This is a genomic window from Xanthobacteraceae bacterium, from assembly GCA_019454205.1.
Lineage (GTDB): Bacteria > Pseudomonadota > Alphaproteobacteria > Rhizobiales > Xanthobacteraceae.
Window position 1 is genome coordinate 863,670 of sequence record CP075369.1, and the last position, 20,295, is coordinate 883,964.

Annotated in this window: 17 protein-coding genes; 14 read left to right on the forward strand and 3 right to left on the reverse strand. The window is 61.9% G+C overall.

Features of this window, described 5'->3' with window-relative positions:
• Positions 1–22: 22 nt before the first annotated feature.
• The 6 genes from KF794_04210 (at position 23) to KF794_04235 (ending at position 7,048) form a co-directional block, all read left to right on the forward strand.
• A complete protein-coding gene (locus KF794_04210; GenBank protein ID QYK45906.1) occupies positions 23–454 on the forward strand; it encodes an OsmC family peroxiredoxin in 432 nt (143 codons plus the stop codon).
• A gap of 38 nt (positions 455–492) precedes the next feature.
• Positions 493–1,644 carry an aminotransferase gene (locus KF794_04215; protein QYK45907.1) on the forward strand — a complete coding sequence of 384 codons (1,152 nt, stop codon included), beginning with the start codon at positions 493–495 and terminating at the stop codon, positions 1,642–1,644.
• 52 nt (positions 1,645–1,696) lie between these two features.
• On the forward strand, positions 1,697–1,885 hold the full coding sequence (locus tag KF794_04220) for an AbrB/MazE/SpoVT family DNA-binding domain-containing protein (GenBank protein QYK45908.1): 189 nt from the start codon (positions 1,697–1,699) through the stop codon (positions 1,883–1,885).
• A 92-nt stretch (positions 1,886–1,977) separates the two neighbouring features.
• Positions 1,978–2,547, forward strand: coding sequence for an urease accessory protein UreE (locus KF794_04225; GenBank protein ID QYK45909.1), 570 nt, complete (start codon positions 1,978–1,980; stop codon positions 2,545–2,547).
• 209 nt (positions 2,548–2,756) lie between these two features.
• Positions 2,757–3,911, forward strand: coding sequence for an efflux RND transporter periplasmic adaptor subunit (locus tag KF794_04230; GenBank protein ID QYK45910.1), 1,155 nt, complete (start codon positions 2,757–2,759; stop codon positions 3,909–3,911).
• 2 nt (positions 3,912–3,913) lie between these two features.
• On the forward strand, positions 3,914–7,048 hold the full coding sequence (locus KF794_04235; GenBank protein QYK45911.1) for an efflux RND transporter permease subunit: 3,135 nt from the start codon (positions 3,914–3,916) through the stop codon (positions 7,046–7,048).
• Here KF794_04235 and KF794_04240 read toward each other — a convergent pair whose 3' ends face one another.
• Positions 7,049–8,416, reverse strand: coding sequence for a flagellar biosynthesis protein FlgA (locus KF794_04240; protein QYK45912.1), 1,368 nt, complete (start codon positions 8,414–8,416; stop codon positions 7,049–7,051).
• A gap of 156 nt (positions 8,417–8,572) precedes the next feature.
• Between KF794_04240 and KF794_04245 the strand changes: the two genes are divergently transcribed.
• The 7 genes from KF794_04245 (at position 8,573) to KF794_04275 (ending at position 16,807) form a co-directional block, all read left to right on the forward strand.
• Entirely contained in the window at positions 8,573–9,790 is a 1,218-nt protein-coding gene (locus KF794_04245) for an acyl-CoA dehydrogenase (protein QYK45913.1), read from the forward strand.
• A gap of 20 nt (positions 9,791–9,810) precedes the next feature.
• A complete protein-coding gene (gene bioB / locus KF794_04250; protein ID QYK45914.1) occupies positions 9,811–10,806 on the forward strand; it encodes a biotin synthase BioB in 996 nt (331 codons plus the stop codon).
• A 14-nt stretch (positions 10,807–10,820) separates the two neighbouring features.
• The gene (locus KF794_04255; protein QYK45915.1) at positions 10,821–12,020 is read left to right on the forward strand and encodes a CoA transferase; all 1,200 of its coding nucleotides are present in this window, start codon (positions 10,821–10,823) and stop codon (positions 12,018–12,020) included.
• Between the two features lie 349 nt (positions 12,021–12,369).
• The gene (locus tag KF794_04260) at positions 12,370–13,017 is read left to right on the forward strand and encodes a hypothetical protein (GenBank protein QYK45916.1); all 648 of its coding nucleotides are present in this window, start codon (positions 12,370–12,372) and stop codon (positions 13,015–13,017) included.
• Positions 13,018–13,021: 4 nt separating this feature from the next.
• Positions 13,022–13,825 (forward strand): DUF459 domain-containing protein, encoded by an 804-nt coding sequence (locus KF794_04265; protein QYK45917.1) that lies wholly within the window; start codon positions 13,022–13,024, stop codon positions 13,823–13,825.
• 35 nt (positions 13,826–13,860) lie between these two features.
• The gene (locus KF794_04270) at positions 13,861–15,417 is read left to right on the forward strand and encodes a lipolytic protein G-D-S-L family (GenBank protein QYK45918.1); all 1,557 of its coding nucleotides are present in this window, start codon (positions 13,861–13,863) and stop codon (positions 15,415–15,417) included.
• Entirely contained in the window at positions 15,398–16,807 is a 1,410-nt protein-coding gene (locus KF794_04275; GenBank protein QYK45919.1) for an MBOAT family protein, read from the forward strand. The genes KF794_04270 and KF794_04275 overlap by 20 nt, the downstream gene beginning before the upstream one ends.
• Positions 16,808–16,813: 6 nt before the next feature.
• On the opposite strand, the gene KF794_04280 is transcribed toward KF794_04275, so the two are convergent.
• A complete protein-coding gene (locus tag KF794_04280; GenBank protein ID QYK45920.1) occupies positions 16,814–17,074 on the reverse strand; it encodes a hypothetical protein in 261 nt (86 codons plus the stop codon).
• 98 nt (positions 17,075–17,172) lie between these two features.
• Here KF794_04280 and KF794_04285 point away from each other — a divergent pair, with 98 nt between their 5' ends.
• Entirely contained in the window at positions 17,173–18,990 is a 1,818-nt protein-coding gene (locus tag KF794_04285) for an alpha-keto acid decarboxylase family protein (protein QYK45921.1), read from the forward strand.
• 3 nt (positions 18,991–18,993) lie between these two features.
• On the opposite strand, the gene KF794_04290 is transcribed toward KF794_04285, so the two are convergent.
• Positions 18,994–20,256, reverse strand: a complete 1,263-nt coding sequence (locus KF794_04290; protein QYK45922.1) for an FAD-binding oxidoreductase — start codon at positions 20,254–20,256, stop codon at positions 18,994–18,996.
• Positions 20,257–20,295 lie beyond the last annotated feature (39 nt).

Consider the following 20,295-nt stretch of genomic DNA (forward strand, 5'->3'; position numbering starts at 1 on the left):
ATAAACACGACAGGAGGCAGAAATGAAAAGCTACGCCAGCGCCCATTGGGAAGGTTCGCCGAAGGACGGCACCGGCACGATCGACACGAAGTCGGGCGTGCTGAAAGCATCCCCTTACAGTTCGAAGGCGCGCTTCGAAGGCGGCACGTCGCAGACCACGCCGGAAGAACTGATCGGCGCGGCGCATGCAGGCTGCTACACAATGGCGCTCGGCTTCGCACTGATGCGCGCCGGCATCGACCAGAAGTCCATCCACACCGATGCGGAAGTCGAGGTGATTCTCGGCGAGAAGGGCGCGAACATCACCGGCATCAAGTTGAAAACCGTGGTTGATGCGCCGGGTGCCGATGCGGCAAAGATCAGGGAAGCCGCCGAAGGCGCGAAGGTGAATTGCCCGGTCTCGAAGGCGCTGGCCGGTACGCAGATCAGCCTCGAAGTCGAAACCAAAGTCTGAATCTGTTTTCCGGGCGACCAGCCGCATAACGACCGCCGATGCATCCCGTTTTTGCCAACTTGCCGGTCACGGTATTCGAGGTCATGTCGCGGCTCGCCCGCGAGCATGACGCTATTAATCTAGGGCAGGGTTTTCCCGACGACCCAGGACCGGAAGACGTGCGGCGGAAGGCGGCCGAAGCGGTCGTCTCCGGCTGGAACCAGTATCCCCCGATGATGGGTCTGCCGGAGCTGCGTGCCGCGGTCGCAAGACACTACGCGCACTGGCAGGACGTAACGCTCGATCCCGAATCCGAGATCATGGTCACGTCCGGCGCGACCGAGGCGCTCACCGGCGCGATCCTCACATTGATCGAGCCGGGCGACGAAGTCGTGTTGTTCCAGCCGCTCTACGATTCCTACCTGCCGATGGTGAAACGCGCGGGCGGGATTCCGAAACTGGTGCGCCTTGAGCCGCCGCACTGGCGCATCACCGAAGACGCCCTGAAGCGTGTGTTCACGAAGAAGACCAAAGCCGTACTGTTCAACAATCCGCACAATCCCGCAGGCATCGTGTACGGCATGGAAGACCTGCAACTGCTCGCGCGCTTCTGCGAGGAATACGACGCCGTCGCGATCTGCGACGAAGTGTGGGAGCACGTCGTGTTCGACGGGCGCAAGCACATCTCGATGCTCAGCGTGCCGGGCATGCGCGAGCGCACCGTGAAGATCGGCTCCGCCGGAAAAATATTCTGCCTGACGGGATGGAAAGTCGGCTTCGTCTGCGCCGCGCCCGCGCTGATGCGCGGACTCTCCAAGGCGCACCAGTTCATCACCTTCACCACGCCGCCGAACCTGCAAACGGCAGTGGCCTATGGTCTCGGCAAGGAAGACGATTATTTTCTCGGCATGCGCCGCGAACTCGCGCGCTCCCGCGACCGCTTCACGGCCGGGCTGAAGACCGTCGGCTTCGATCCGCTGGAAAGCCAGGGCACATACTTCATGAATGTCGATCTGGCCGCGCTCGGCATCAACGAGCGGGACAGCGATTTCTGCCAGCGGCTGGTGACGGAGAACAAGGTGGCCGCGATTCCGGTCTCGGCGTTCTACGCGGAAGACCCGGTGACGAGCGTGGTGCGCTTCTGCTTTGCGAAGCGCGACGCGACGCTCGATGGCGCGATCGAACGATTGCGCGTCGCCTCGAAGCGTTAAGCCTTCTTTAACCATAACCTTCCAGTCTCCTTACTTCCGTAAGGAGAGGGCTATGGCTCACAAGATCAGCTATCGCGCGCGCTCGACGCTCACCAGCAAGGGGCAGATCACGCTTCCCGTCGTGCTGCGGCGGTTGTGGGACCTCAATTCCGGCGACGAAATCGATTTCACGCTGCAGGAGGACGGCCGCGTCCTGTTGCGAAAGCGGTTGCGCTTGCCGCAGCAGGCCGTCGAAAACTAGGCTCCGCCACCGCAATCGTGCCGCGCGCTCCCGTCATTTGCCGCGCGCTCCCGTTCCATGCTTGGAAGGCTGCCGGACAGGAATGACGGCAGATGATCCGCGCGAAGGAAGTGCTGGCCTCCGGCCATTGGGACCGGGCCAGCGAAACCGACACCATCGAATTGCCCCATGACGGGCGCGGCCTGCGCCGTGTCGCGATGCGGGCAAACGGCGACACCGTTTTCATGCTGGACGCTGGTGACGAAGGCGTCCTGCGCGATGGCGACGGCATCAAACTGGAAGACGGGCGCATCGTTCGCGTCGTGGCGGCTGCGGAACAACTGGTCGAAGCAACCGCTCCCGACGCCCAGACCCTCTCGCTGTTAGCCTATGCCTTGGGCAACGCGCATATCGCGGTCGAATTCTCCGGGTCCACCATCCGGGTCGCGCGCGAGTCATCGGTCGAGCAGGCACTGACCCAGATGGGCGCTTCGCTTACCCCGGTTGTGGCGCCTTTCGATCCGATCGGGGGTGGCGGTCACCACCACCACGATCATGGTCATGGCCATCACCATCATCACGAGCATGGACCGGACTGTGGTTGCGGCCATGATCACGGTCACGATGGCCACAGCCATGACCACGCCCACGGTCATAATCACGGCCACGGCCAAAAAGGCTGAGACCTGATTTCCGGCATTCCGGGGCCGGATTGCAGCGCAAGAAGAATTGGCAACTTTGCCGTCGCGCGCAACTTTGCTTAACTTGCTGATCTATTTGCCATTTCAGCCGGTAAAGACCGTCATGCGCGGGTAACAATTACTGCAAGTTAATCCCGTTAGCTTGATTAGAATGTTAGAAATGCGCGCGTTTATGCCCGCCGGACACCGCAATGAAGTCTGCCCTGCCGACGAATTTCTCGATGCCCAAACGCCGCGTCCTCTGGATCGCAGGCGCTGCCGCTATTTTGCTGATCGGCGGATGGTGGAGTTTCGGCGGTGGAACGGGGTCTTCCGCGCAACAAAAGAAAAAAGGCCCTGCCGCAATCTCGATTAGCGCCGCGCAGGCCAAGCGCATGGACGTCCCGTATCGCGTCGAATCGCTTGGCACGGTACAGCCGCTTGTCACCGTTTCGATCCGCTCGCGTGTGGACAGTCAGGTATTGAAGGTTCACTTCACCGATGGCGCGAAGGTGAACGAGGGCGATCTCCTCTTCACGCTCGACGCCCGCGCCATCGACGCCCAGATTCAGCAGGCGGAAGCGACTTTGCTGCGCGACAAGGCGCAACTCGAAAAAGCCGAGCGTGACCGCGAGCGCATCATTGGTCTCGCCGCGAAGGGCACGCTGTCGCAAGTGCAAGAGGCCGACGCCAAAACCAATGTAGCCGTGCTGAAGGCGACCGTCGCGCAGGACGAAGCCAATCTGCAAAATCTGCGCGTGATGCGCACCTACTACGACGTGAAGGCGCCGGTGTCGGGCCGCATGAGCGTCGCCAACGTCAGGCAGGGTGCGATTGTCCGTTCCGCCGATGCCGGTACGCCGCTCGCCACCATCAATCAGCTTTCTCCGATTTATGTCGCCTTCGGCGTGCCTGAGCGCTTCATTCCCGATCTGCGCGCTGCGGGCGAAAAAGCGGCCGTCGAGGTCGCATTGCAAAACGAATATTCCTTGAGCGGTGGCCGCGTTGCGTTCATCGAGAACGCGGTGGACTCGCAGACCGGCACCATTCTGGTTCGCGCCACCTTCGAGAATGCCGACGAGCGGCTTTGGCCCGGCACGCTGGCCAGCGTTCGCGTTACGCTCAAAACCGATCCCAACCTCGTGGTTGTGCCGGCCGAAGCAATTCAGGTCGGCCAGCGCGGCAATTTCGTTTTCGTGATCGAGAACAATGTCGCGAGGGTCCGTAACGTGAAGGTCCTGCGCACACAGGACGGATTTGCGGCACTGACCGAGGGCTTGAATGGAGACGAGACCGTCGTCACCGACGGACAGCTTTCGCTGCGAGACGGTTCGCGCGTCGATATCAAGAAGCCGGCAGGTAGCTGAGCATGACATTCTACGAGCTGTGCATACGCCGCCCGGTGCTGACCACGCTGCTGATGGCGTCGATCATCATGGCTGGCGTGTTCGGCTATCGTCTGCTGCCTGTTTCCGCGCTGCCGCGCGTCGATTTCCCGACAATCAACATCACCGCGACGTTGCCCGGCGCGAACCCTGAAGTGATGGCCGCAACGGTGGCCACTCCGATCGAACGCCAGCTCGCAACCATCGCCGGCATCACCACCATGAGTTCGTCGAGCACTACCGGCTCGACCTCGATCACGATTCAATTCGATCTGAACCGCGACATCGACGCGGCGGCGCTCGACGTGCAGTCCGCGCTTTCGGTCGCGCAACGTAACCTGCCGGTGGAAATGCGCACGCCGCCGAGCTTCCGCAAGGTGAACCCTGCGGACGCGCCGGTGCTGTTCCTGTCGCTGGTGTCCGACACGCTTCCGCTCTCGGTGGTGAACGAATACGGCGAGACGGTCATCGCGCAGCAGATTTCGCAGATCCCCGGCGTCGCACAGGTCAATATCTTCGGCGGGCAGAAGTATGCGCTGCGCATCCGCATCGACCCCGATGCGATAGCTTTGCGCGGCATTTCCCTGACCGACGTGCAGGCTGCGATTGCAGCTTCGACGTCGATTACGCCGATCGGCGTGCTCGAAGGCCCCAAACAGACGCTTACCCTCGACATGGGATCGCAACAGGCGGACGCCGCGAAATATCGCGATCTGATCGTGGCGTGGCGCAACGGTGCGCCGGTCAAGCTTTCCGATGTCGCCATCGTCGAGAACGGGGTCGAGAACGAGCGCATCGCGGGTTGGTACAACTCCACGCGCTCGATCAACCTTGCGATCTACCGGCAGCCCGACGCCAACACCATCGACGTCGTGGACTTGGTGAAGAAACGATTGCCGGAATTCCGTGCGGCCGTGCCGGGCGCAATCGCCATCGAAACGCTGATGGACCGCTCGGTATCCATTCGCAATTCGGTTTCCGCCGTGCAGCGCACGCTGCTGGAGGCGGTGGTTCTCGTTGTGCTGGTGATCTTCCTGTTCCTGCGCTCAGGACGCGCGACGCTGGTACCTGCGCTGGCTCTGCCGCTTTCGATCATCGGCACCTTCGCGGCGATGTATCTGCTCGGCTATTCGATCAACAACATGACGCTGCTGGCGCTGGTATTGTGCGTCGGCTTCGTGGTCGACGACGCCATCGTCGTGCTCGAAAACATATACCGCTACATCGAGAACGGCATGCCGCCGTTCAAGGCGGCGGTTATCGGTACGCGCGAGATCGGCTTCACCATCGTCTCGATGACGGTTTCGCTGGTCTGCGTCTTTATCCCGGTTCTGTTCATGGGCGGCGTCGTGGGCCGCGTGTTCCGTGAATTCGCGGTGACGATCTCGGTCGCGATCCTGATTTCCGGTTTCGTTTCGCTGACGCTGACGCCGATGCTTTGCGCCCGCGTGCTGAAGCCGGTCGATCACAACAAGAAGCCGATGAAGCTGCTCCAGTATTCGGAAGCGGGCTTCGACTGGTTGCTGGCGCAATACAAGCGCACGCTCGATTGGGTGCTGCGCCATCGCCCGGCGACTCTGATGGCGACCTTTGCCACGCTGTTCATCGTGATCGGTCTTTATACCTGGGTGCCGAAAGGCTTCTTCCCGATCGAGGACACCGGCTTCATTTCTTCCACGGTGGAAGCGGCGACCGACACCTCGTTCGAAGCGATGTCCGAGCGCCAGCAGCAGGTTGCCGCGATCATCCGTCAGGACAAGGACGTCGCCTATGTCGTTTCCACGGCGGGCGCGACCGGCATCAGCCGCACCACGAATACGGGCCGCTTGTTCGTCGCATTGAAGCCGCGGCATGAGCGAACGGAAAGCGCGAACCAGATCATCCAGCGGCTGCGGCGCACCGCGGGGCAGGTGCCGGGCGTGCAGGTGTTCTTCCAGCCGGTGCAGAATATTTCGGTCGGCGGCACCATCGCGAAATCGCTTTACCAATATACCGTGCAGAGTTCGGATACCGACGCGCTGTACCAGATCGCGCCGCAGCTTGAGGAAAAGATTTCCCAACTGTCGATGTTGCGCGACGTCACCTCCGATTTGCAGATCACCAATCCGCAGCTTTCCATCGACATCGACCGCGACAAGGCGCGTGCGCTCGGCATCGGTGACGACCAGATCCGTAGCGTGCTCTACAGCCAGTACGGCACGCGGCAGGTTGCGACGCTCTACACCGCGAACAACCAGTATCAGGTCATCATCGAGGCGCAGCGCCGCTTCCAGCGCGGTGAGGCGGACCTCTCGAAGGTCTATCTCCGTGCTGCGACGGGGCAACTCGTGCCGCTCGAAGCGATTGCGACCATCCGCCGTTCGGTAGGCCCGCTCCAGATCGCGCATCAGCAGCAGCAGCCGGCGGTGACGATCTCCTTCAACCTTGCGCCGGGCGTCGCGCTCTCCGAAGCGGTGCAGGCGATCCAGCAGATCGAGCGCGATTCAAATCTGCCGGCCAGCGTTTCCACCGGATTCCAGGGTACGGCGCAGGCCTTCCGTGACTCGCTGTCCAGCCAGCCGTTGCTGATCCTGACTGCGATCCTCGTGATCTATATCGTGCTCGGCATTCTCTACGAGAGCTTCATCCACCCGGTTACGATTCTTTCGGGTCTGCCGTCCGCAGGCATCGGCGCGTTGCTGACGCTACTCCTGTTCGGCATGGACCTTTCGGTCATCGCCATCATCGGCATCGTGCTGCTGGTCGGGATCGTGAAGAAGAACGCGATCATGATGATCGACTTCGCCATCGAGCGGCGGCGACACGGCATGGATGCCTACGAAGCGATCCGCGAAGCCGCGCTGCTTCGCTTCCGCCCGATCATGATGACGACAATGGCCGCCATCTTTGGCACGCTGCCCATCGCGCTCGGCGCGGGCGAGGGTGCGGAGTTGCGCCAGCCGCTCGGCGTCGCGGTCGTCGGCGGGCTACTGCTCTCGCAGTTGCTCACCCTCTACATCACGCCCGTGATCTATATGTATCTCGACAAGTACGATCAGAAGATCGCGGCGAAGATCAACGAGAAAGAGCCGGACGTGCCGAAGCGCGGCGATCAGGAACGCCCGGTCGCCGCTGAGTAGTTACGCGGCCGCGGACTTTCCCGGCGCGAATGCCTGCTCCATCTCGCGGCGGAATTTCACCGTATCGTCTTCGGCAATCGCCACGTCGCTCCAGAGCACGGCGGCGCCAGCCGCTACCGGCTTGTTCAGCTTCACCTTGTGCGCGAGGCCTATGGGCAATGCATTGGCGCGAAGCGAATCCTCTGCGCGCACGATCTTGCCGTACACCGTGTAGCCGCCTTCGCCATCCAGCACTTCACCGGCGGCAAGCGGGCGCTTCGCGACCGCCACGACGTCGGAGCGGAACGCATCCGCGGTTCCGGTCGCTTCGCCGCGCAGTGCAGCCGCCGCGACCGAGATGCCGAGTTCAAGTCCGATCATGTGATACGGACGATAGAGCGCGGAGTAGCGTCCCGACTTGTCGGTGATCATGCCGTATTCCGCGAAGCAGCGGCGCGTGTATTCGGCGCGGGCATCGTCCGCGCCCGCTTCGAACACGACATACACGCCCCAGCGCAGGTCGCGTTCCACCGGAGAGCCGTCGCGGTTCAGCGACGACACCACTTCGACGATGCCGCTTTCTTCCAGCACGCCTCCGGCCGCCGCCGGAATCAGGTGCTTCGGCAATTCGTCCGCGCCGCAGGGCGGGAAAGCGAGGCCGCGGCTAGGCGCTTTCAATCCGGTTGCGTTGGAGATCGCGGCCATCTCGATCGCGGATTTGGTGCCGTCGAGAAACGAATTGAACATCTGCGAGTTCATGCCGGCCGCCGCCGCCTGTTCGGCAGTGAGGCCGTAGTAATTCCAGACCGTGTCCGGCGTCGATTGCGGATATTCCGGCAGATACTTCGTGCCCTTGCCGGCCGAGACGACGCGGAAGCCGCAGGCCTCCGCCCAGTCCACCATTTCGCAAACGAGGGCGGGCTGGTCGCCATAGGCGAGGGCGTAGACCACGCCTGCCTGCTTCGCGCGTTGTGCGAGCAGCGGACCTGCCAGCACGTCGGCTTCGACGGTGACATTCACCACGTGGCGTTTGGCCTTGAACGCAGCAAGGCAGTGACGAATCGCGGCGGCCGGGCTGCCGGTGACATCGAGCACCACGTCGAGACCCTCGGCGTTGATCAGCGCCATCGCATCTTCGGTGATGGCGGTCTTGCCGGATTTCAGCGCATCGGAAAAATCGCGCGCGATCTGTGCTTCGTCCCAGCCGGTACGCTGGAGCGCTTCACGCGCCCGCGCGCCGGAGAGGTCGGCGATGCCGAGCACATGCAGCCCCGGCGTCGTGCGCGCTTGCGCGAGGAACATGGAGCCGAACTTGCCTGCGCCGATCAGGCCCGCCCGCACGGGCCTTCCTTCCGCAGCGCGGGCTTTGAGCATCCGGCCCAGATTCATCTCGAAACTCCCTGATGTTGCGCGGATTGGTTCCGCTGTGTGGTTGGCCTCGTTTTGCCCGGAAAAGTGCAGTCCGGGCAAGCCGCTGGCGGACATGGGCGCAGCGGTTTATACGCATGGAAGTAGTCTGAACGTCCGCCGATCAGGAAATGCGCCATGAACAAGCCGCTCGCCAAGCAACCCGCGCCCGCCGATGCCGTCTCCCCCCACTGGGAAGACCCGTTCGACATCGAGAGCCAGCTTAGCGACGACGAACGCATGGTCCGCGACAGCGCGAAGAGCTACGCGCAGTCGAAGCTGATGCCGCGCGTGACGGAAGCCTTCCTCAAGGAGAAGTTCGACCCCGAAGTCGTGCGCGAGATGGGCGAACTCGGCCTGCTAGGTTCGACCTTGCCGGAGAAATACGGCGGCGCGGGCCTCAACTACGTCAGCTATGGCGTGGCGGTGCGCGAGATCGAGCGCGTCGACAGCGGCTATCGCTCCTCGATGAGCGTGCAGTCCTCGCTCGTCATGTATCCGATCTATGCCTACGGCTCCGAAGAACAGCGCATGAAGTATCTGCCGAAGCTCGCGAGCGGCGAGTGGATCGGCTGCTTCGGCCTCACCGAGCCGGACCACGGCTCCGATCCCGGCGGCATGCGTACCCGCGCCGAGAAAACCGCGAAGGGCTACAAGCTCACAGGCAACAAGCTCTGGATCACCAACGCGCCGGTCGCGGATGTTTTCGTCGTTTGGGCGAAGCTCGACTCCGACGGCGGGCGTATCCGCGGCTTCATCCTCGAAAAAGGGATGAAGGGTCTGTCCGCGCCGAAGATCGAGGGCAAGCTCTCGCTGCGCGCATCCATTACCGGCGAAATCGTGATGGAAGGCGTCGAGGTCGGCGAGGATGCAATCCTGCCGAACGTCTCCGGCCTGAAAGGCCCGTTCGGCTGCCTGACCCGCGCGCGCCTCGGCATCGCCTGGGGTGCGATGGGCGCGGCCGAAGCCTGCTTCGCCGCCGCGCGCCAGTACACGATGGACCGCAAGCAGTTCAATCGCCCGCTCGCCCAGAACCAGATCGTGCAGTTGAAGCTCGCCAACATGCAGAGCGAGATCGCGCTTGGCTTGCAGGCCGCGCTCCGCGTCACGCGCCTGATTGACGAGAACCGCTGCCCGCCTGAAGCCGTTTCGATCGTGAAGCGCAACAACTGCGGCAAGGCGCTCGACATCGCCCGCATGGCACGCGACATGCATGGCGGAAACGGCATCACCGCCGAGTATCACGTCATGCGCCACGCGATGAACCTGGAAACCGTGAATACCTATGAAGGTACCCACGACGTCCACGCCTTGATCATGGGACGCGCGATTACCGGCCTCAACGCATTCTTTTAAGGGCTTTCCGAGAGCACGCCATGAACGTCATCGATACCCAGATCGTTTCCGCTGCCCGGAAAGCCTACGGCGAAATCCGTCACGACTGGACCCGCGCGGAAATCCGCGCGATCTACGAGATGCCGTTCATGGACCTCGTCCACGAAGCGCAACGCATCCATCGCCTGCGTTTCGACCCGAACGAAATCCAGATTTCGACGCTGCTCTCGATCAAGACCGGCGGTTGCCCGGAAGACTGCGCCTATTGTTCGCAGAGCGCGAGCTACGAGGCCGGGATCAAGGCGAGCAAGCTGATGCAGGTCGAGCAGGTGCTGGCCGACGCCCGCGCGGCGAAGGCGGCCGGTGCGCAGCGCTTCTGCATGGGCGCGGCATGGCGTTCGCCGAAGGACCGCGATCTCGAAGCCGTCTGCATGATGATCGAGGGCGTGAAGGCGCTCGGCATGGAAAGCTGCGTCACGCTCGGCATGCTGACGCCGGCGCAGGCCTTGCGCCTGAAGGAATCCGGTCTCGACTACTACAACCACAACATCGACACCTCGCCGGAATATTACGAGCAGATCATCACCACGCGGACCTATCAGGATCGCCTCGATACGCTGTCCGCGGTGCGCGAGGCGGGCATCAATGTCTGCTGCGGCGGCATCATCGGCATGGGCGAAACCACCGAAGACCGCGTCGGCATGATCGAGACGCTGGCGAACTTGCCCGAACACCCCGAAAGCGTGCCGATCAATCTGCTGATGCAGGTCGAAGGTACGCCGGTTTCGAAGGGCCAGCAGATGGACCCGTTCGATTTCGTGCGCATGATCGCGGTTGCGCGCATCACCATGCCCGCGTCCGTCGTGCGCCTCTCCGCGGGCCGCGACTACATGAACGAGCAGACGCAGGCACTTTGCTTCCTCGCCGGTGCGAACTCGATGTTCTACGGCCCGAAGCTGCTCACCACGCCGAACCCGGATCAGGACCGCGACATGAAGCTCCTGAACAAGCTCGGCATGCGCCCGATGGCGGAATAGAATAACGTCCTGCCATGGCTGGCCCTCTCGACGGCATCAAGGTGCTTGAGCTTGCGCGCGTGCTTGCGGGTCCGTGGGCCGGGCAGATTTTGTCCGACATGGGTGCCGACGTCATCAAGGTCGAGCGTCCGGGGCAGGGCGACGAGACGCGCACCTGGGGTCCGCCTTACGTCGAAGGCAAAAACGGCGAGAATCTTTCGGCCGCCTACTATCACGCGATCAATCGCGGCAAGCGCTCGGTGCTGGCCGACTTCACGAAAAAAGAAGACGTCGATTTCGTCATCGCGCTGATCAGGGAAGCGGACGTCGTTCTCGAAAATTACAAGGTCGGTGACCTGAAAAAATACGGCCTCGACTACGAGAGCGTGAAGAAGATCAATCCGAAGATCGTCTATTGCTCCGTCACCGGCTTCGGACAGGACGGGCCGTATGCCAGCCGCCCCGGTTACGATCTCATCATTCAGGCGATGGGCGGCATCATGGACATCACCGGCGAGCCGGACCGTGAACCGATGCGCACCGGCGTCGCCTATGTGGATGTATTCACCGGCACCTATGCGGCGTCCGCGATACTTGCCGCGTTGTTTGCGCGCACGCGCACGGGTGAAGGCCAGCACATCGACATGAGTCTGATGGACGTGCAGACCAGCGTGCTCGCCAATCAGGCGCTCAACTATCTCGTTTCCGGCAAGGCGCCGAAGCGCATGGGCAACGCGCATCCGAATGTCGTGCCTTATCAGGCATTCGAAACCGCCGACGGCTACATGATTATCGCGGTCGGAAACGACGGGCAGTTCAAGCATTTCTGCGACGTGCTTGGGCTGCCCGAAGTGCGCGACGATCCGCGTTACGTCTCGAACGGCGAGCGCAATAAAAATCGCGCCACGCTCATTCCCGCGCTCACCGCGAAGACGAGGCTGCGCACGCGCGCCGACCTCCTGGCTGCGCTGGAGCAGGCGGGCGTGCCTGCCGGGCCGATCCGTTCCATCGACGAAGTCTTCGCCGATCCGCACGTGATCGCCCGCAAGATGCGCAACGACTTGCCGGACGATGTTGCGAAGGATGGCTCGATCCCCGGCGTGCGTACCCCGATCACCATGTCGGGAACGCCGCTGCATTATGACCGTCCGTCGCCGCGTCACGGCGTGCATACGGACGAGATCAGGACCGCGCTCGCGGCAGGCAAACCCGCGTTCCGTCCGACGCGGACGTGACAGCAAGTTCCGCTTCAACCTGAATCTGAACCGCAAGTCCGCCTCACGCAGCGATTCTCGCCAAGCGATTCAAAAGACTCACGATTTTTACTTCGCGGAATCTTTGCCCGAATTTCGCTTGAATCGGATTGCGAACGGCGCGGCAAGCGCCGAAAAAGCGCGAAATCGCAGCGCTTTGCCACCCGGAAATGCCGCAGGCTTACCCTTTGTTAAGCACGATTTCCGAGGATAGATTTGTCCCTCGCGCTTTTGTCTGGTGGCCGTCTTGGCGTTGTCCCGCTCGCTGTTTCCTTTTGCCCTTGCGGGCCTTTTTTTTGTTGCGCCAGCCGCGCACGCGGCGAGCGGCGTCGTGATCGGCGATAGTCTCGGCGTCGGCATCTCGATGGCGTCAGGCCTGCGCAATCTCGCGGCCAATTCGGTTTCGATCCGCGGCAGCCGGGTGATCGAACAGATCCGCCAGCTCAGCCCCGGCACCGTCGCGTTCATGAGCCTCGGCACCAACGATGCCGTAGGCCCCGTGAAGGGACTCGAAAAAAGCATCGACAACGTATTGCAGGCAGCGCGCGCTGCGCGCGTGACGCTGGTCTGGATCGGTCCGCCGTGCGTGGAGAAGGCATGGGACCGCAACGCGCGTGAACTCGACGCCATGCTGCGCGAGCGCCTCGCCGCCGCGGGCGTGACCTATGTCAGCATGCGCGGCGAGGATATCTGCGGACCCGGATTGCGCGCGAAGGACGGCGTGCATTTCACGATGCAGGGATACAAGAATATGTGGGCGCGCGCGTCGCAGACCGCGCGCTTCGATACGGGCACCCAGCCGCCGCTGGCAGCCGTGCAGCCGCGCGAACGCGAGAACCGGCGCGAGCAACAGATCGTGCAGGCCGGCAATGCGCCGGTTCAGTATGCCAACCGTTCGCACCGCGATACGTCGCGCTTCTTCCTCGATTTCCGCTGGCCGGTGCACGACCGCTTCGTGGATCGCTTCGTACCCGATTGAGCCGATGAAATTCTCCAGAACTTTCGCCGCTATTTCCGTTTTCGGGTTGCTCGCGCTCGGCGCGGGAACCGTTTCGTCATTCGCGCAGAAGCCGGAGCAGGTTCGCATCGCCTTCGTCGGCGACTCCATGGCGGATGGTTTATGGCAGGGCGTGACGCGCCACATCGCGCGCAATTCCTGCTTGAAAGAGCGGCTCGATACCGAGCGCTTCGGCCGTAACGGCACGGGCCTCACACGCCTCGACAAGTTCCACTGGCCGCGCGAGCTGCTTGGCATCGGCAGCCGTTATCGCCCCGATCTGGTCGTCGTGACGGTTGGCCTCAACGACCGCAATCCGATCTACGATCCGGACGGCGGCAACGCGCAGATCTATTCCAAGGAATGGCCTGAGACGTATCGCGAGAAGATCAGCAAGATGCTGAAAAGCGCGACCGCGATGAAGGCGAACGTGCTCTGGGTCGGCATTCCGGTATTGCGCGACGAGAAAGCGGATCAGGAAGCGAAGGAAAAGAACGGTCACTATGCCGCCGTGATTTCCGCGTTGAACGATCCTTCGGTTCGCTATGTCGAACCGTGGCGTCTGAAGCGGGAAGGCGAGGACACCTTTTCCACTTATGGCCCTGACGAGAAGGGCGCGCTGATTGCGCTGCGCACTTCCGACGGCACGCATTTTACTCCTGCCGGATACGACATGGTCGGCCTGTACCTGTATCCGAAGATTGTCGAGAGTCTCCGTCAGCGTGGCGTCGATCTGGATAAGCTTTGCCCGGCCAAGGCCGAGGTGAAGAACGAGACCAAATCCAACTAGGTGCGGCTGCCACCGCACTGCACGAACGGAACGGCATGCGGAAGAAAAGAAAACGCGCGCGGAAAAGAAGCCCGCGCAACTTTCTGATTCTCGCGACGATTGCCGCCTTCGCGACGGGCATCATCCTCGCGGTTTTTTCCGTGCCCGAAGAATATGTCGTGCCGGTCGTGCCACGCACCAGCACGCGCGTCGAACAGCCGTTCAAGGAAGAAGCAAAGCTTCCCGATCCAGCGAAACCGGACGAAGTGCCCGCCGATCCCGAACCGAAAATGGACAGCGCAGACAAACCGCAGGAACCCGACGAGCCGCAGGTGCAGACCTTGCCGCCGCGCGAACTCGATCCGCAGACCATGCCGCGCAAGGGACCGGCGCAGAAACCGCGCGGCCTCGCACAGCGCAAGGGCATCGTCATCCTGCAAATCGGAGACAGCCACACCGCGGCGGATTTCCTGACCGGCGAGCTGCGCCGCCTGTTGCAGGCGAAGTACGGCGACGGCGGCGCGGGCTACATGAGCGCGGGCCGTCCACATATCGGCGTGCGCTCGTCGGCATTCGTGATCAAGGCGTCGTCCGGCTGGACCTACGAGAGCCTGCAACGCACCAGCAACGCCGCGAAGTTCTGGCTGTCCGGTTTCAACGCCAGCGCGGAGGAGGCGGGCGAGACGCTAACCTTCTCGTCGGAGCGGCCGTTCAACTTCGACCGCATCGAGATTCAGGCCTTGCGCCAGCCGAAAGGCGGCACCATCGAAATCCGCCTCGACGGCGTATTGCAATCCGAAGTCTCGCTTTCCGGCGAGGCGATCGAGCCGGTCGTGATCCAGCTCATGCCGGAACGTGCCGCGACCGACCGCGTGCGGGAAATCACCATCACCACGAAAGGCGAGGGCAAGGTGAACCTCTCCAGCGTCGCGGTGCATAACCGGCAGTTCGGGCTTTCCTATAACAATGTCGGTTTTCCGGGTGCGACGGTCGATATCGTCAACAAGTTCGACGACGCGATTCTGGACAACGAATTGAAACGGCTTGATCCACAGATCGTGGTGCTGGCCTTCGGCACCAACGAAGGCTTCAACGATGGCCTCGACCCGGCCGTGTATGAGCGCAGCTACGAGCGCGCGCTGAATAAAATTCGCCGCGCGCTTCCGGATGCGAAAATCGTGATCGTGGCCCCGCCCGATGCTGCGCGCGGGCCGAAGAAGGACCCTGAGAAGAACGCCAAAACCAACGGCGATACGAAGGATACCCCTGAGAAGAAAGCGGACGGCGAGAAGAAGCAGGCGCCCCCGGTGGCCGAGGCCAGCGAGAAGAACGGCTGCAACCAGTGGAAGACGCCGCCGCAGCTCAACAAGGTGCGCGAAATCCAGGAGATTATTGCCAAGCGTCATGGCCTCGTTTACTGGAACTGGGCCTCGATCATGCCGTCCGAATGTGCGGCGGATCGCTGGGCCAATGCCTCGCCGCCGCTACTCGCAAAGGACCGCGTCCACTTCACGCTCGAAGGTTATCGCCGTAGCGCCGTGCAGTTCCTGAAGGCGCTGGAGCCGCTGATCGAGCAAGTCCGCAAAGCCAACGATGTTGTTTCCAACCATTGATTTTGCGGTTTTCTTCGCGGTCGTCTTCGCAGTCACCTGGCTTCTCAACCGGCATAACGATCCGAAGAAGTGGTTTCTCGTCGCCGCAAGCTACCTGTTCTACGCGGCATGGAATCCGAATTATCTTTTCATCCTGTTCGGTTCGTCGCTCGGCAACTATTTGCTGGCGCTCTGGATGGGGCCGCTTCCCGACGGCAGGCGGCGCAAGGCGCTGCTGATCTTCGGCGTCATCGCCAACCTGACGCTGCTCGGCGTTTTCAAATATTACAATTTCTTCGTGGCCGAGACGGTCAACGCACTCGTGAAAATCGGCGTACAGGTGCAGCCGAGATTTCTGGAAATCGCGCTTCCCGTTGCGATCTCGTTCATCACCTTCCACGCGCTGTCCTACCTGATCGACGTATACCGGCGCGAACTGAAGCCGACGAAATCGCTGGTCGATATTCTACTCTACATCAGCTTCTTTCCGCATCTCGTCGCCGGACCGATCGTGCGCGCAAAGGACTTTCTTTCGCAGACCGCGCGGGTTTCCGATCCGGAGAGCATCCGGCTTGGGTTCAGCGTCTTTCTGATCCTGAGCGGCCTGTTCAAGAAGGTCATCGTTGCGAATTACCTCTCGACCGATTTCGTCGATAACGCGTTCCAGAATCCGGCCGGGCAATCGAGCATCGATCTCTGGATCGCGATGTATGGCTATGCGCTGCAAATCTACTGCGACTTCAGCGCCTACACCGACATCGCCATCGGCATCGCCAATCTGCTCGGCTATCAGTTTCCGCAAAACTTCAACCAGCCATACCGTGCCTTGTCGTTGCAGGATTTCTGGAGGCGCTGGCACATCACGCTCTCAAGCTGGCTGCGCGATTATCTTTTCATTCCTCTCGGCGGAAGCCGTGGCACTAGCGCGCAAACCTATGCGGCCATCATGGTTACGATGCTGCTCGGTGGGCTGTGGCATGGGGCAAGCTGGAACTTCGTGATCTGGGGCGCGCTGCATGGCGCGATGCTGGTGCTGGAGCGCATCCTTCACCTGACCGGGAAGGGATCGGAAACACGCCTTCCGCGCTGGCTTGCATGGCTGATCACGTTCCACTTCGTCTGCTTCACCTGGATATTCTTCCGTTCGCAGACGTTCGGCGCTGCGCTCGATTATTTCTGCACGATGTTCTCGTTCGGCAGCTTCGCGGCGACGATCACGCCGCTGGTGGCGTTGATGTTCGTGTTCGGCGCGCTGACGCAGATCGTCAGCCCCGTGTTCCGCGAACGGCTGGAGAACTGGTACGACCGCGCGCCGCTGCCGGTGAAAATCGTGGTGCCGGTGCTGGTAATTTACCTGATCGCCGTAGCCGCGCCCGATGGCGTGCCGCCGTTCATCTATTTCCAGTTCTAGGCGGCGCTACTTCTTGTCGAAGCTGCGCAGGAAGGTTTCGCGCAGCGATTCATAAGCCGCCGGGATTCCAAGAGCGCGCGAACCCGTTTCCACCGCTTCCGCAACCGGTACGGCGATGTCGCGTGCCCAGCCGGGCAGGGATTCGCGGGTGAAGTTGCTGACGCTTTGCGGGATCGCGAGCCACAGCAAGGCCAGCGTCGCATACAGGATGATGGCTACGGTGCGAAGCGGGCGGCGCGGTGGCGTCTGGGTGGCGTCGTTTTGCATGATGAATCGAAGTGCCGGAAACGTGAAATGCCTAACCTTCGTAGCATATTGCGGACAAGCCTGCGCGTCTCCTAGGCTCGCGCGCCAGGGAGAACCACATGAAGTCCAGAAAGTCCGGCGACGTTTCGCGGCGGCAGGTATTGCAGGTATCGGCGGGGCTGGTCGCGGCCGCGAACGGCATCGGCGCAGCGACGCTGGCGGCCACGCCGGCGCAGGCGCAACCCGGTCCGCGGGCTGCAATGCAACTCACCGATTATTTCCTGCGCCGTGTGAAAGCGCTGGGCGCCGATACGTTGTTCGGGGTGCCGGGCCGCACCTGCGATCCGGTATTCGAAGGTGCCGTGCATCACAAGGTGAACGCGGTGCTGACGGCGACCGACCTTGAAGCGGGTTACGCGGCGGACGCCTATGCGAGAGTGCGCGAGAACGGCCTCGGCGTCGTTGCAGTCACCTACGGTGTCGGCACGCTCAGCCTCGTCAATGCGATTGCCGGTGCGAATGTCGAGCGCAGTCCGGTCGTGATCGTCAACGGCGGTCCCAGCGACTACGACCTCGGTATCTTCAAGCAAGGGTTCATGTTTTCCCACTGCGGTGGCAAGGTGGACACTGATCTGAAGATTTTCAGCGAAGTTACGGCCTTTGCCGGCCGCGCTAACAATGCTTCCGAGGCGGCCGATATTATCGACCGCGCGCTGACGACGGCGGTGCGCAAAAAGCGCCCGGTCTATATCGAGATCCCGCGCAACCTCTGGCGTGCGAACATCATGGCGCCGGTTACCCCGGCAGAAACGGCAATTTCACCTTCCGGCGCGGAAGGCGATGCTGCGCAGAAAATCCTCGCTTTCCTGCGCGGCGCGGAACGTCCCGCGGTGCTGCTCGGCGTTGAGGTGCAGCGCTATGGCGCCATCGAGCAAACCGCGGCGCTGATGAAGAAGCTGGGCATTCCTTATTCGACCACCATGCTGGCGAAGTCAGTGATCGCGGAGAACACGCCCAATTTTGTCGGAGTCTATGACAGCCGCTATGCGCCGCCGAACGTGATGAATGTCGTCGAGAAGTCGGATCGTTTGCTGGCGCTAGGTTGCGTGTTCGGCGTGCAGCATCTCGCGTTGTTATCGTCGTTGCGCACGAAGGTCGCGCGTGTCTTCGACGGCGAGGTGAATGTACGGAACGACAACTTCAAGGGCGTTTCGTTCAAGGCCTTGGTGGAGGAGCTTAACCGCGCAAGCTGGACGCCGAATCCGGGCTGGTCCGCATGGATCGGCCAGAACCGTCTCTCCGGCCTGTCGTTTGATCAGCGTCGTGCCGGAATGAAAAGCCCGCCTTCGCCGCCGTCGAACGAGACGGCAATGACCTACGAAGAAGTCATGCGTTCGGTCAGCGATTTTCTGGACGACAGTTTCGTCACCATCACCGACACAAGCCTCAGCATGTATCCGGCCGCCGACATGGACATCAAAGGCGCGGGCGGCATGTTCTGCAATGCCGTCTGGCAGTCGATCGGCTATTCGGTGGCGGCGGCGGTAGGGGCCGGGGTTGCACAGGAGAATCGGCGGCCGCTGGTGATTTGCGGCGACGGCGGCTTTCAGATGACCGCGCAAAGCCTCTCCACGATGGCGCTTCGTAACATCCGCTCGGTCGTGATCGTCCTCGACAACGGCTTCTATGGCATCGAGCAATTCCTGATCGACCGCTCGTATTTCAACAACCCGGCCTCGCGGCCGCCTTCCTACCTGTCGTTGCAGCCGTGGAAGTATGCCGATCTCGCGCGCTCGTTCGGCATCAACGCGGTGTGGGAAGTGAATAGTGTCGATTCCTTCAAGGAAGCGTTGCGGGGCGCGAAGGCTGCGCAGGGACCGGCCTTCATCGCGGTCAAGCTGAAGCGGAAAGACCTGCCGCCGGAGTTGCGCGCGTAGCCGCTAGACGCCGCATTCCTGCGTGTTGCCCGCGAAGATGCGTTGCACGACATCGAGCATCCGGTTGCCGATGCGGGTTGTGCATCCCTCCTGCGGCGTTCCCGTGCAGGCGTTCTCATGCGCTTCGTAGGTGCCGCCGACGATAAGATCGTCGTGCCGCCCGAAAACATAGGACGTCCGCGGGCCGCAGCCGCCGCTCCAGAAAAAGTCGAGATTCCATTCCGGCTTGTTGTCGAGGACGGCGAGATAGCCGCGGCGCGGATAGACTGCCTTGTCGCCGAACAGTGTGCCCGCGCCAAGTCCCGTACAGTTTATGATGATGTTCTCGCCGAGTTTCTCCACCGGCTGCTGCGCGGAGAACTCGCGCTGCACCCGCACGACGCCTGCTTCGGATAAATCCATCTGCAGTTTCGGCAGCATGATTTTCGGGTTGAGCAGCCAGGTCTTGTATTCCCAGCCGCGCTTTTTGCGCTTCGCCAGTTCTTCGAAAGGAAGGATGCCGGATAGCGGTGCGGGTACTACATCGCGCGGCGTGCCGAGGTCGAACCCGTTCAGGCGGTGGTTGATGAGCGTATAGTTCGAGCGCTCTGCAACGCCGTAGTTTGCCATCAGTACGGGAGACAGCGAGAGACTTTTAATCCACTCGTGGGAGGCGCGCATATATTGAAACAGGCGCGTCTTTTGCGCCGGGTCTTTCAGGAATTCTGAATAGATGCCGGACGGCTCGAACTGCCCACCCGCAACATAGGAAACGGTCTCGCTCGATTTCGTTTCCTTCGCGTACATCGAGATTTTCAGCATCGGCCATCGCGCGCGCAGGTCTGGACGAAGGTTCTTCACCAGTTCATGCGCGACGGTTAGTCCGATCACCCCGCAGCCGATGACGGCGATGGCGGGCTGGACATCCGGCTGGTTCCATTGCTCCAGAATTCTCTCGACATGCTCGGTGCGAACGACCCTCGCGCAGCCCCAGCTCAACGTGATGCCGCCGCCGCCGTGCCCGTAGTTGTGAATGAGAAAGCGTTTGCCGCCCGATGCGGCAAAGAAATTCATGTCCTGCCCAAGCCGCACGCCACCGGTGCGGTGAGGGCGGTCGCCGAATACAAAGCGGGCGTCTTCGCGCAGTTTGCGGAAATCGGGAGTGGGGCGGATTTTTCCGCCCAGAATTTTATCGGTCTCCTGCGCGCTTGCGCGCTTAATGATTGCAGGCGCTGTGATCAGACCGAGCGAGGCAACGCTGCCGAGCAAAAATCTGCGGCGGTTCATTTTGAGATTAAAGCCGGCGGACATCGCTAAAACCTTCCC